The organism is Stieleria tagensis (assembly GCF_024129865.1).
Classification (GTDB): domain Bacteria; phylum Planctomycetota; class Planctomycetia; order Pirellulales; family Pirellulaceae; genus Stieleria; species Stieleria tagensis.
Genome location: NZ_JAMYFE010000046.1, coordinates 43,378 through 56,656, shown reverse-complemented (window position 1 = coordinate 56,656; position 13,279 = coordinate 43,378). Strand labels below are relative to the sequence as shown.

The 13,279-nt window shown below is 56.5% G+C and carries 12 protein-coding genes; 5 read left to right on the top strand and 7 right to left on the bottom strand.

Annotated elements, in window-relative coordinates; all coding sequences use genetic code 11:
* Positions 1-8 precede the first annotated feature (8 nt).
* Both NHH03_RS11200 and NHH03_RS11195 read right to left on the bottom strand, forming a co-directional pair.
* Entirely contained in the window at positions 9-605 is a 597-nt protein-coding gene (locus NHH03_RS11200; protein ID WP_253156069.1) for a hypothetical protein, read from the bottom strand.
* Between the two features lie 36 nt (positions 606-641).
* Entirely contained in the window at positions 642-1,460 is an 819-nt protein-coding gene (locus NHH03_RS11195; protein WP_253156067.1) for a hypothetical protein, read from the bottom strand.
* A gap of 204 nt (positions 1,461-1,664) precedes the next feature.
* Between NHH03_RS11195 and NHH03_RS11190 the strand changes: the two genes are divergently transcribed.
* Positions 1,665-2,477, top strand: a complete 813-nt coding sequence (locus tag NHH03_RS11190; protein ID WP_253156065.1) for a hypothetical protein — start codon at positions 1,665-1,667, stop codon at positions 2,475-2,477.
* Positions 2,478-2,504: 27 nt separating this feature from the next.
* On the opposite strand, the gene arsA is transcribed toward NHH03_RS11190, so the two are convergent.
* The 4 genes from arsA to NHH03_RS11170 form a co-directional block, all read right to left on the bottom strand.
* Positions 2,505-4,298, bottom strand: coding sequence for an arsenical pump-driving ATPase (arsA, locus tag NHH03_RS11185; RefSeq protein ID WP_253156063.1), 1,794 nt, complete (start codon positions 4,296-4,298; stop codon positions 2,505-2,507).
* Positions 4,299-4,446: 148 nt separating this feature from the next.
* On the bottom strand, positions 4,447-4,818 hold the full coding sequence (gene arsD / locus NHH03_RS11180) for an arsenite efflux transporter metallochaperone ArsD (RefSeq protein ID WP_253156061.1): 372 nt from the start codon (positions 4,816-4,818) through the stop codon (positions 4,447-4,449).
* Between the two features lie 88 nt (positions 4,819-4,906).
* Complete coding sequence (locus tag NHH03_RS11175; protein ID WP_253156059.1) at positions 4,907-5,236, bottom strand: ArsR/SmtB family transcription factor; 330 nt, start codon at positions 5,234-5,236, stop codon at positions 4,907-4,909.
* Positions 5,237-5,313: 77 nt separating this feature from the next.
* Positions 5,314-6,096, bottom strand: coding sequence for a 3-keto-disaccharide hydrolase (locus NHH03_RS11170; protein WP_253156057.1), 783 nt, complete (start codon positions 6,094-6,096; stop codon positions 5,314-5,316).
* A 143-nt stretch (positions 6,097-6,239) separates the two neighbouring features.
* Between NHH03_RS11170 and NHH03_RS11165 the strand changes: the two genes are divergently transcribed.
* The 3 genes from NHH03_RS11165 to NHH03_RS11155 all read left to right on the top strand — a co-directional run bounded on the left by NHH03_RS11165 (position 6,240) and on the right by NHH03_RS11155 (position 10,807).
* On the top strand, positions 6,240-7,238 hold the full coding sequence (locus NHH03_RS11165; protein WP_253156055.1) for an isoaspartyl peptidase/L-asparaginase family protein: 999 nt from the start codon (positions 6,240-6,242) through the stop codon (positions 7,236-7,238).
* Positions 7,239-7,799: 561 nt separating this feature from the next.
* The gene (locus NHH03_RS11160) at positions 7,800-8,534 is read left to right on the top strand and encodes an alpha/beta fold hydrolase (protein WP_253156053.1); all 735 of its coding nucleotides are present in this window, start codon (positions 7,800-7,802) and stop codon (positions 8,532-8,534) included.
* 17 nt (positions 8,535-8,551) lie between these two features.
* Positions 8,552-10,807 carry an efflux RND transporter permease subunit gene (locus NHH03_RS11155; RefSeq protein WP_253156051.1) on the top strand — a complete coding sequence of 752 codons (2,256 nt, stop codon included), beginning with the start codon at positions 8,552-8,554 and terminating at the stop codon, positions 10,805-10,807.
* Here the strand turns inward: NHH03_RS11155 and NHH03_RS11150 are convergent.
* Positions 10,804-12,042, bottom strand: coding sequence for a serine hydrolase domain-containing protein (locus NHH03_RS11150; protein WP_253156050.1), 1,239 nt, complete (start codon positions 12,040-12,042; stop codon positions 10,804-10,806). The genes NHH03_RS11155 and NHH03_RS11150 overlap by 4 nt on opposite strands.
* A gap of 320 nt (positions 12,043-12,362) precedes the next feature.
* Between NHH03_RS11150 and NHH03_RS11145 the strand changes: the two genes are divergently transcribed.
* Positions 12,363-13,211, top strand: coding sequence for a DUF1571 domain-containing protein (locus NHH03_RS11145; protein ID WP_253156049.1), 849 nt, complete (start codon positions 12,363-12,365; stop codon positions 13,209-13,211).
* Positions 13,212-13,279 lie beyond the last annotated feature (68 nt).

Genomic DNA, 13,279 nt, shown 5'->3' with positions numbered 1-13,279 from the left:
AACTTCGACTACAGTTCGTCACGAAGTCCTGGTAATTCCACTGTCGGAAATTTGCATAACAAACTTTCCGCTGTGATCGGTTGCAGCGGCTCGAAACCACGGGCCGCTAAGTCTTCGCGGCCCATCGCGCATGACTTTTCCAACAGGTAATAGTCGTTGAAGTCCCGGATGATCTGATTGATCGACGATCGATCAAGATGGTTCAGGTAACGGCACCAGTCCGAATTGAATCGCTGCACGCTTTGGTAGAACTGACGGAGGGACTTGGCAGGCTGCCCGCTCCACCTGTTGTAGCTGGCCCATGCGGGCGGCGGAGAGTCCGAGTCAAAGGTTTGGTGCAGCTGGCGCAGTCGTTTCCAGCTGTCGTCTGCAACCAGATGGGGTGATAGTCTGCGCCAGTCGCCGCCGATCGCGGATTCAAGTTGACGTAGCTGTAGACGCGGACCATACAGCATCTCGACTTGCTGCCGATGACACTCTTCAAAAAAGCAACTGACCGCGGAATCTGTTTTTCGCCGCCGGATCACAAAGGCCGGTTCCTCGCCGTTTTCAGCGAGTAGCCGCAAGAATTCTGCTCTCGAGCCTTCGTGATCTTCGTACAGCATGCTTCGACCTGCGATGCCTGGTTTGACCGAGTCCCTCTACTGCGCCGTTTCCAGTTCTGCAGCAGTCTCTGTCGGTTGATCTGACTCGACCGGGTCCCCTGAACCGGCAGCGTCATCGGCCTCGGCAGGGGGCGTCGACTGGGGTGTGCTGGCAGGCGCATCCTGGTCGTTCGGATCCTGGTCCCGTTTGACCCGCAACACAAATCGATTGTCTTCAATTCGAATGTCTTCGAACTGTCGCATGAATTTGGCATTCTCGGGTTTCGAATAAACATCCTTGGCCAAGTTTTCTTTGCGGAAACTTTCCAGGATGGCTTCAGGAATCGGTTCACCGTTCAGAGTCGCCTGGTCGACGGTCACAATCAAGACACCGCCATCCATCGAGACATCGAAGCTGGCCGCACCATTGAAGAAGCGTCCTTTGCCGCCCGGCAGCTTATCGATCGGGATACTGACGTCACCCTTGACCTGGTCGTCTTCGATCTTGACGAACACTTTGCCTTTCAAGTCCTTGTTCTTGCTGATCATCGCGTTGATGTCGTCCGCGGTCAGCACCAAGTCCTGTTCGGGGGTTTCGCCTTCGTTTAGTTTTTCGCGAAACGATTCGACACGAGAATCAAGTTCAGCCAATTGTTCGGCGCTGTATTCCACCGTCGGTAAATCGATTGGTGTTTCCGAGGTGTACTTGGTGATCTGGCTGGACAGGAACCAATAGCCACCCACGCCGGCACAAATTGCTGCACAAACGATGAATCCGCCGGCGAGCAGACAACCGATCAGGCAACCCTTGCCCGAACCGGATTGTTGTGGGATAGGATCAGTGCCGGGATGCTGAGGCTCGAACGCGTTCGTCATTGGAGTTTTTTTCGGAGTGTAGAATCAGATCGATCGTTACCATTGTTGCCCATAATTGGGTCGGCCGGGGCGCAAAAAGATTTGATTGACCCAGTAGACACCATGTCTTATGTTGGTGTTTGTTCATTGGACCGGTCGCATCGGCACAGCGGTTTGCCGCGCCGGACTGGTCCAGTTCCTGGAAATCATTTCGACGAGTGACCGATGCGAATTCTCTTGTTAATGTTGCTGGCGTTGCTTCCCTGCTGGAGTGCCGCGCAGGAGGCGGAGAAAGAGCAGACCGCACAAGCGATTCGCCTGGCTAAGATCGAAGCGGGGTTGTTGAAGATCCAGTTGGATTCAAAGCCGCTGACGTTAGTGGAAGAACCGGTCTTGCGCTGGTCCAACCCAATTTCCGGCCAGATTTTTGGCGATGTGTATGTTTGGACACTTGATGGACGACCGGAAGCGATCGCATCGATTTACAAATGGTTTTCGCCTCACACGCACCTGGGGACCGAACTGCAATCGCTAAGCGAATCGGGACTGCAGATGACGCGAGAGGGTGTGACGGCCTGGGATACCGGTCCGGGGATGGAGATGAAACCACTGACGGAAGTTTCCGACCCACATGCACAAGCGTTTCAACGGACGCGGCAGATGCGATCGATCGCCGAGCAGTTCAAAGCCAAGGCGGAGGACCGCAAAGATGCAGGATCCAGTTGGTTTCTACGGCCGCTGCCCAAACCCATTTTTCGCTACCAATCCCAGAATCGTGGAATCGTCGACGGTGCCATGTATGCCTACTGCCAAGGCAATACCAATAACCCCGAGGTGTTGCTGTTACTGGAGGCGCAACAACAGCCAGACGGCAAGACCAAGTGGTACTACGGATTGGGACGACAAAACAGTCTGCGTTTCACTGTCTATCGCAATGACCAATTGATCTGGGACGTTCCGAAACTGGCGCCGCCATGGCCGGCAGTGACATTGCCGGGAAACCCCTATCTGGTGATCAAAACCGAGCCCACCGGCTAGTGGTGATCGGCCAACAGGATCGTTTTCTTAGGCGTCTTGGGGCACGCTTGAGGGAGCGGTTGAAATCAGTTGCTGCAGGGCTTGCTGTCCGGTTGGCGGATCGGATTGCCAACTGACCAGGGCCAATCGGCTTGCCAGTTCCGAGGCGACTTCTTCGATAAACGGCAGCTCGCGTTGCCGTCGGCGTTGCAGCACCGGATCGCTGATTTCCAACGGCAGCAGGCTTTGGTTGATCACCCAGCCGAACGGTTCAATTTCGGCCCGCCGCAGGTCCGCTTGCAACGTGGCGGCTTCATGCACCGGCGTTGCCTCGGGCAAGGTGACCACCAAGATTCGGGTGAAGTCGGGGTCACGCAATCGCGGCAACAAATTGACGACCGACGCGGGGATCTCGCTGGTTTGCCGAGTCACCTCGCGATGGTAGGCCAGCGCCGAATCAAGCAATAGGATGGTGTGGCCGGTCGGTGCGGTGTCGAGCACCACAAATCCGTCCTTTCCCTGGTCGACCGCTTTGGCAAAGGCACGGAACACCGCGATTTCTTCGGTGCATGGCGATCGCAAATCCTCTTCCAACAGCGCCTTGCCCTGGGCGTCCAATTCGCTGCCGGCCGATTGCAAGACTTCTGCCTTGTAGTTTTCAGCCTCCTCGGCCGGATCAATACGACCGATACTTAGCCCCGGCAATTCCGCTCTGGTCAAGGTGCCAGCCAGATGCGCCGCCGGATCGGTGGTCGACAAGTGAACCGGAAAGCCACGCTGGGCCAGCGCGACGGCGACCGCAGCTGCAATCGTCGTCTTGCCCACACCGCCTTTGCCCATCGTCAGGATCACACCGTGACCGGTTTTCGCCAGATCATCGATCAGATCACTCAGGTTCTCGGTTTCGATCTCCAGCAAAGTCGAAGGCGAGTCCAGGCCTGATAAAACTGTGTCTTCCGAACTCTGCCGGCCGAGGCCGCGCAGTGAGTCCACGCCCATCAATCCTTCGGTCGCCAAGGGAATGATCGATCGTGGCAATTGAGCGATCGTCGCTGGCATGCCATCCAATGCGTCGCTGCCGCGTTGCTGCATGGCTGCAGCGATTAAATCGTCTGGGGTTTGGTTTTGAAACACGGCATTGACGATCAACTGCTGGTTGTTCACGCCCAGGGCCAGGAGTTCACCGCTGGTCCGCGCCGCTTCGTTCAACGTCGACGGTTCTGGACGTGTGACAAGAATCAGCGTCGTAGATTCACTGTCGGCCAGTGCTTGGACAGTTTGCTTGTAGATCAATTGCTGATCCTTCAATCCGGCCAGCGGTCCCAGACAGGAGGTGCCGGTGGAATTCATGTCGACAAATTGTGACCAAGCCGATGGCAATGTCAGCAGACGCAACGTGTGGCCAGTCGGCGCGGTGTCAAACACCACGTGATCAAACTCGCGCGTGGTCTCGGGATCGCCCAACAATTTTGCAAACTCGTCAAAGGCTGCGATCTCCATGGTGCAGGAACCCGAAAACTGTTCTTCCATGCTGGCGACAGCGGCATCCGGCAAAACGCCGCGGTAAGGGCCGACCATCCGTTCGCGGTACTCAGCTGCAGCGGCACCGGGATCGATGTTCATCGCCATCAAACCGGGCACCGATTCGACCGCCGTAGGCCGATTGGAAAGCTCGGTCCCCAAGACTTCATCCAAGTTAGATGCCGGGTCGGTGGAAACGAGCAGCACGCTGCGCCCGCGATCGGCCAATTGGATCGCTGATGCGCAGGCCATCGATGTTTTGCCCACACCTCCCTTGCCGGTGAAGAACAGGTTTCGCGTCGGCGTGTCTAGGAATTTCATCTCAGGGTGTGTCTCAGTTAATGGAAAGTGAAATAGCGCAGCGTCGGAACATTCACCGGTGCTGTTTGCCGTCGCTGGATCAGCCACGGATTTGGCCGGCTGATCCCTGGCGGGCCCAGTGTCCACCGGCGACGTTTCGCATAGTTCCTTAGCAACAACCGCTGCCGCCACAGCAGTCGCCTGAACTGGTGGTTGGTAACAAGGTCTTTGGCTTGACCCGGGTCTGGGTCCACAGGGCGAGGTTGTCGCGCGACGGGTATTCGCTGCGACTGACGACGCGTCCGTCCACGATCACCAAGGGCAAACATTCAACGCCTTCGTCAGCAAGCATTTGTTTGACGACCTCGTTGCTGGCGAACTCGACCGGGTCTTGGGCCAAATTCATTCGCCGCACCGTGTGCCCTTGCTCAGCCAGCCAATCCAGATCGGCGGCGAATCGGGGCAACACCGGATCGACTTGGGGGCCACAGACACCGGTCGAGCAGCACATCGCTTTGTCGTAAATTTGCACGTCAGACATGGCAGGGTTTCCTAAGCAAGGGAGTGTGATTCGCAACTTCCAGATTCGTTTATCGGCGATAAACGATTGAACGGTTAAAAAAAAAGTGTTACAGACCAGCGACCAGCGATTTGAGTTGTTTCAAGCGGACCGGATTGATGCAGTAACAAACTTTCGGCCCGTCCACTTCGCCTTGGATCAGGCCGGATTCTTTCAGTATTTTCAAGTGCTGCGAGACCGTCGACTGAGCCAGTGGCAATTGCTGGACGATTTCACCACACACACAGGCGTGGCGGCCGATCAAAAACCGCACAATTTGCACCCGTGCCGGATGGGCGATTGCCCACGCCAGTTTGGCGAAATCATCCGCCGTCGGATCCGGGTTTAATTTCACCGGCGACGGATCGCAGCGTTTAAGGGTTGGCGTCTTCTTTGCCATCGGTCTTTCTCATCGGCCATTCAGTTAATCGGCAATCTACGATAAACGATAGAGCCGCACTTGCGAAAAGTCAATGATTATTGGTTGAGTTCTTTGACGCGAACGTTTTTCCACAACACCGTGCCTTTGGCGCCCTTGTGGATCTGCAGCCCAAAGAAGCCTTTGGCGTAGGTCCCGTCGTCGACAAAGTGAGCGGCGGGGACACCATTGACCCACGTCTTAAACACGTTTCCGGTGGCTTGGATCGTCAATCGGTTCCAATCGTCTCGCTTCAGCGCCTCGCGAGCTGCTTGGTGTTCTTTCAGCCACAGTGGGTAGAAGTATCCGCCACAGCTTTGCCCATAAATACCACCGGACCAATACCGGTCGCCGGTGATGCCTTCCATTTCCGCTTGGGGGCCGAACACCAATTCGGATTTCCCTTTCGGTTTGGATTGGGCTCGAAACATCACACCGGAGTTTCCGTCGACTTCCCATTTCATATCACAGGTGAAGATGAAATCTTTGTAATCGTCTTTGTCGGTACACAGATAGGTGCTGTCGGAACCTTTTACACAGGTGCCGACCAGCAGGTCGTCTTTGATTTCGAAGGTGCAAGTGCCGCCTTTGGGAGTCCAACCCGTCAGATCCGAACCGCTGATCAAAGGGCGGAACCCCTCGTTGAGATCTGGTTCCGCATCGGTGTTCAGCAGCATCGCTGCCGGGTCGGGGGCATTTTCTTGCTTGTGATATTTTTCAAACCATTTCAGTTGCGCCGGATCGATCTCGCCGGCAAAGGCTGTGGCGCCGGTCGTTAGCGCGAGCGCAGCCAGGGTCAGCGCCCCGGTAACGCAGATGGAATAGATTGGGTGTCGAAACATTTGTATTCTCCGGTGGATTTGTTCGTTGTCCGTTTTGTCGTGACAGTTTGATCATCGTCGTCAGACGATTTCGGAGAGTGTATCACAACGCGTGCAGGGAATGATTCATGATAGGACGACTCTCTCTATGGCTGGTGATCTGGATGACTGCTTCAATTGTGCCCGTATCGAGTCAGGAATGGGCGATCGCGATCCACGGCGGTGCCGGCGGTCCCCCGGAAAAACTGACGCCGCCGCGGCGGCAGGCGCGGCGTGCCGGATTGGAGACGGCGCTTGGCATCGGACGCGACATCTTGGCCGCCGGCGGGACTTCGATGGACGCCGTCGAAGCGGTGATTCGCAGCATGGAGGATGATGCGAGTTTCAACGCCGGCCGGGGTGCGGTTCTGACCGGCGACGGCAAGGCGGAACTGGATGCGTCAATCATGGACGGCCGCGACCACCAATGCGGCGCGGTTGCCGGCGTCACAACGGTCAAGAATCCGATTTCGCTGGCTCGGATGGTCATGACCGAGACCAAGCATGTATTGTTGGCTGGGCCTGGTGCCGATGCCTTTGCCACATCGATGAAGCTGCCGCTGGTTGACCCCAGCTATTTCCTCAGTTCACGGACAGCCGAATCCACAGGCGACGAAGCGTCGGAACTACATCTGGGCACCGTGGGTTGCGTGGCGCGCGATCAAGCGGGCAATCTGGCGGCGGGCACCAGCACCGGCGGCACCACCCAAAAGTTACCGGGGCGCGTGGGGGATTCACCGATCATCGGCGCGGGCACTTTCGCGGACAATCAGACCTGTGCGGTGTCTGGAACCGGGATCGGTGAAGAGTACATTCGCTACGCCGTGGCCTATGACATTGCCGCTCAAATCCGCTATGCCGACCGTTCGCTGGAATCGGCAGTCACTGAAATCATGACCCAACGCCTCAAGCCCGGCGACGGTGGCGTGATTGCGATTTCCCATGACGGCACGCTGGTTCTGCAACACAACACGCCGGGAATGAATTGTGGGGCAGCCGATGCGAGGGGGCGATTCGAGATCTTTTTGGAACTCGAAAATGGCGGGCGTCGGCCCACGACCGCCCCTGACGCGACTGCGACTGTCCCGACATCCCGCCCTGATCCATCCCGCCCTGATCAGTGAGTCGTGCAGCGTCCCGTGCCACCCATTGGGAGAGAACCCCGGGTGAAAATGAAACCGTTTCCCCCCGCGGGAAAGTGAAAGATCGAAGCGGTAATTTGCCGAGTCATTTGAGTGAAAAAGGCTGTTTCACGCTGGCTTCAAAAGCCGTATCTGGAGGGGCGATTTGCAGTTGACCGGCCGACCAGAATGGCCAATAACGGCGGTGATTGCTTAGGATTTCTCAGTCAATGCCATCGATGTCAAAACCGGATCGACCGGATCTCTGGCGGGTCGGAAACGCAGAAACCGGTCGATTTCTGCGTTTTTTTCGGTCAGAACCGAAGCCGATCGGACGATCCAAGAAACTGGAGTCGAGCCGATTCGACGAGCTTGCGATTGGCCGATACACTAACACTCGCGCCCAAAGGGGTGGCTCAATCGATCGAATTTCGCGAAAATGAACGTCGACCCCACCCAATACTTATCTAACTCAATGCAAGAGTCCCGCTGGTGATATTTCGATCGCAAACACAAAACAACGAAGATTTGTGTTCAAGCATCGATCTGAATCGGGTCGTCGAGATGGGTGCTGGATCAGACACGATCCTCTTCCTGCATGGTTTGTTCGGAACGCCGGAACATTGGCAGGTGGTGATGGAACGTCTGTCGGACCGCTACCGCGTGATTGCGCCTCAATTGCCGATCGATCCCCAGCCGGGACGCCGTCGCGACGGAATGAAAACGATCGCCGATCTGAGCGATGTCGTGGCTCGGTTTATCGAAGACCGAAAGTTGGATTCAGTGGTGCTATGCGGCAACTCGCTGGGAGGTTTGGTTGCAATCGATCTGTGTGTGAAGCAACCCGGATTGGCCAAAGGATTGGTACTAGCTGGCAGTGCGGGATTGTTCGAGCGCAGCCCGATTCGTGGCTTACGTGCCAAACCCAGTCGCGAATTTGTCCGCACCACGGTCGCCGGCATCCTGCATGACCAAAGTCTGATCAGCGAAGATCTCGTTGACAATTGGCACGGTTCGCTGATGGATCGTGATTACGTGCGATTTCTGCTGCGTGTTTCTCGCGCCACGCGGGACCGTAGTGTCGAAAATGAACTGGCACAATTGGATCTGCCGACAATGATCATCTGGGGACGCAACGACGAAATCACTCCGCCCTCAACAGGCGAAGAATTTCAGCGTCGGATCAAGGGATCGCAACTGGAGTTCATTGAGGAATGCGGGCATGCCCCCAACTGGGAACGCCCCGAGAAGTTTGCCGAGTTGCTGACAGGTTTTCTGCCCGGATGCTTTGAGGGATGAATCGGATTCGCGGCCCCATGAATCCAAGATTCAGACTTTCTCCTGTCCAACGGACTCGCTATGCACGCGTCATCCTCGTGGTGATGGTGCTGGCAATCCCCTTGATCATCTGGGGAGCGCTGATGGCACTCCGCAGCACGTCCAACGATCCGCGGCAGTGGCTACCGCGATCGTTTGCCGCGACCGATACCTATGACTGGTTTCAACTGCATTTTGGTAGCGACGAAATAGCGGTGGTCAGCTGGCCCGGATGCACTTTGGATGACCCTCGCGTTGATCAGTTAGCGGCGGCATTGACCGCGACACCATTCTACGATCGTGCGCTCAGCGGCCCCGACGTCGTGCACGAGTTGATGCAACCGCCGCTGGAGTTCAGTCGCAATGCTGCGATCAGCCGATTGCGCGGCACCCTGGTCGACCCGGACACCGAAACCACCTGCCTGGTGCTGTCAACGTCAGCCGAAGGACGATCCGATCGCGTGCAAGCGGTCCAACAGATCAATGACTCGGCTAAACAAGAATGTGGTTTGGATGAAAGCGAACTGCGATTGGCCGGTCCGACGGTCGACGCCGCGGCAATTGATTTAGAAAGCCGGCGATTGCTGTTTCAATTGGCCGGGCTGTCGGCGTTGGTTTCATTCCTGATCGCTTCGATCCGCTTGCGCAGCGTTCGCTTGGCGACGATGGTTTTTGTGGTGGCGGTCTACAGCACTGCTGTGGCGTTGGCGGTGATGCATTTCACCGGCGGCACAATGAATTTGCTAATGACGATGTTGCCACCCCTGTTGTATGTGTTGAGCATTTCATCGGCGGTACACCTGGCCAATTACTACCGTGACGCAGTCGCCGATTCGGCATCGTCCGGATCGATGGGACCGTTGGCAACAACCGTCTCGCACGGCTGGTTGCCCTGTTCTTTGGCCGCGTTCACCACCGCGATCGGTTTAGCATCACTGCTGATGAGCAAGATCGAACCGATTCGAATGTTCGGTCTCTATTCGGCGATCGGAGTCGTCGTCAGCGTCGGGGTGCTGTTCTTGTTTTTGCCGGCCGCATTACACCTGTTTCCCCCCCGGCCCAAACCGGATGCGACCGAATCAGTTACCGGGCAAACCAGGGCGGCCGACCAGAGAGCAGACCAGGCCGCTGGGTTGAGCGGCACAATGATTCGTTGGATCTCGCGCCACCATCTGTTGCTGACCCTGGTCTGCGTGGCGGTCATGGTTTTTTGTGCTTGGGGACTGCCCCACATCAAATCGACCGTCCGCTTGCAGGATCGTTTCCTGCCGTCCAGTGATGCGATTCAAGACTACAAATGGCTGGAAGAAAACCTCGGCCCGATGGTGCCGCTGGAGGTCGTGGTTCACTTCGACCGCCAGGACCCTCGAGACACCATGCAGCGAATGCATGTGGTCGCGGAAGTCCAGAATCAAATTCATTCGATGGACGAAGCGGTGGCGACCATGTCGGCGGTCAATCTATCGCCCGGCCTGACGCGCGGACGCAGCGTCCGTGACGTCGTTCAGCGAACATTGGTCAACAGCGACCGTACGCACCAGCGGTTGGTCGGCGCCCATTTCTTGGCCGATACCGACGACGAACAATTGTGGCGAATCACGGTTCGAGCCAAGGCGATTGGCGACTTGGACTACGGCCAGTTTGCCGAATCATTGCGGCAGACGATTCGTCCCTTGCTGGAACAAAACAAGGTACGTGGGACCTACACCGGTGTGATCCCATTGATCTACAAAGCACAACGCCAGTTGTTACAGGACTTGTTCCGCAGTTTTCTGGCCGCGTTTGGTGTGATTGCGTTGGTCTTGATGGTCGTGCTTCGCAGCATCACGGCGGCATTGTTAGCGATGATCCCCAATCTGTTTCCCGCCATCGTGATTTTTGGTGGGCTGGAATGGATCAATATTCCAATTCAAATCGGGTCCGTGATGACCGCCAGTGCTGCGTTGGGAATCGCGGTCGACGACACCGTTCACTTTCTGACCTGGTTTCGCCGCGGCATCAGTAACGGCCTCTCACGCCGCGAAGCGTTGCAAGATGCCTTCGGTCGCTGCAGCGGAGCGATGGTTCACACGACGCTGATCTGCGCCGGTGGGTTGATCGTGTTCGCCGCCAGCTCGTTTGTTCCGATCCTGCACTTCGCCTGGCTGATGGTGTTTCTATTGCTCGCGGCGCTGGTCGGTGACCTGGTCCTGCTGCCGGCGATCCTGGCTGGACCGCTGGGACGCGGGTTTGTGCGGAAACGCGGAAGGGATTAGGCCGCGGCCCGTCGACTGGGGCTGAGCGCCGCCAAGCATTCGTAACAGGCATTGCGGACGGCGCGCTCACGAGGATCATCAAAGATCCGGAAGCCCATCTTGTTGGTCAGATAGGCAAATCCCATTTGGGCACTCGGATCGCCGATGCCAAGTGACCCGCCGGCGCCGGGGCAACCAAAGGATCCGCTGTCACTGCCGAATTGAAAATCGCGGCTGGGGCGTGAGAAACCGAAACCATAGTTGGTGTCGAGTTTCAGAATGGCGTCATAGGTCTGGCCGTGAGGGGCCACGGCCGGTGCAACGATCTCATGCCAGGTGTTCGCGGTAATGCCCAGTTCAGCGCCGCCACGTGCCAACACGTCATAAATCTTGGCGATCGCAACGGATTGTCCGATCCCGTTTGCCGATGGGATCTCGACTTCGCGGTAGGGTGATTCACCAATCTCTGCAGGGTTATTGACCGGCAGGGCTCGAATCGATTTGGAAACCAATGATCGCGGCCAGATTCCCGCCAGCACCATCATCGGTGGCAATTCGTTCAAATGCCCCAGCATCGCGACTCGGTGGAACCCTTGGATCGTACTGACGCGACTGGGGTCCACCGACGGGGGCAAACCGATATAAAATTCCACCTCCAACGGAGTGGCGATTTCGTCTTGGAAGAACGCCCCCAGGCTGCGGTGCTGGGGATCGACACGGCGGATCAATTCGTTTTGATACCAGCCCAGTGTGACCGTGTGATAGCCGTGTTTGCTGCCGGGGGACCACTGCGGTGTTTGCCGAGCCAGGATAGCGGACAGCCGATCATGATCGGCTAAGATCTCGGCATCCAGCGCCTGGTCGATCGTGATCAGTCCGGCCTGGTGGTCCAGCAATTGCCGAACGGTGATTTGATCTTTCCCGCGACAGCCAAATTCGGGCCAGTAGTCCGCGACGGCGCCATCCAAATGAAAGAGCCCGCGGCTATGGGCAACCGCCATCGCCGCTGCGGCCATGCCTTTGGTCACCGAAAACGACAGCGACAGTGTCTGCTGGTTCCAAGGTGTTCGGGTTTTCAGGCACTGGTAACCGCCCCACAGATCCACGACTTTTTCGCCGCGGTGAAATACGGTGACAGCCGCGCCTGTTTCACCGCGCTGTTGAAAATTTCGTTCGAACTCGCGACGGACATTTTCGAACGCTGGTGCTACCTGACCAGTGATCATCTGTCGGTCTATCAGGTCTGTATGTGCCATTGAATTTCCTACGACCAGCGACGAAGCCAGTGAATCCTGATTGGCCAAGCCGATAAACGTCATTTCCGGGGATTTCTCGTCCGATAAATGCTAGGAGGCCGGCAATGTGAAAGCAAGCTCAATGCAGGGCAGGCTCGGGCTGACGATTCGAAAATGGGTGAAGTTTTCGTGTCTTCGGGGGGGGCTCCGGGTGAAACGATTGAACTGAAATCGACATGGCAACCGTCGTGAAACTTTGCTAATGCCGCAACTCTATTCCCCTCTTTTCGCGATGAATGATGCCCGACCATCGCCCCCACACACATGCTGAGTGAGAAACTATGAACGCCTTGCAACGAACGTCTTTCTCATGGTTTGCGGTGATCGCGGCAATGGCTCCTGCGATGGCGTTGGCCCAACCGACCTCGCCAGCAGCCATGGTTCCGGTTTCATTCAAGCATCAAACCCCGCATCCGATTGATCCGGCACTCGAATTGGCAAAGGAATGCTTAGAGCATTCGCAAACGAACGTGGATGACTACAACGCCCTGTTCGTCAAGCGCTGTCGCGTGGAAGGTGTGATGCCAGAGCTGCAGTTCGCCAAACTAAAAATCCGCAATCGCAAGTTCGAAAGCGATGGCAGTCTTCGCGCGCCGATGTCGGTGTATCTGAACTACTTGAAGCCGTCCTCGTTGACCGGACGCGAAGTGATCTGGGTGGAAAATGCCAATGACGGAAACCTGATCGTACACGAATCCGGGTTCAAGGGTTTGGTCAACGTGACCTTGGATCCGCACGGTTATCTGGCCATGCGGAACCAACGTTATCCGATTACCGAAATCGGCATCGAACGATTGCTTGAGAAACTGATCGCGACGGCGCACCGAGATCGCCAACATGGCGAGTGTGAATTGAAATTTTTCGAGAGCGTCAAAGTCGGAAAGACGGATTGCAGAATGTTCGAAGTCAAGCATCCGGTCAAACGCGATCATTTCGATTTTTATCGCGCCCGAGTGTATTTTGACAAAGAACTGAATTTACCGATTCGTTACGAGTCATCGACCTGGCCGGAGACCCCCGGTGGCGAACCGGTACTGCAGGAGGAGTATGCGTATCTCATGCTGAAAACGAACGTCGGCATGAGCGACAACGATTTTGATATCGCCAACCCCGATTACGATTTTCGCTAGGCCACTTGCGCTAGACTGGTCTGGATCGTGTTAGACTTCAGGGGTGTAATCGATCGTTAGGACGGATT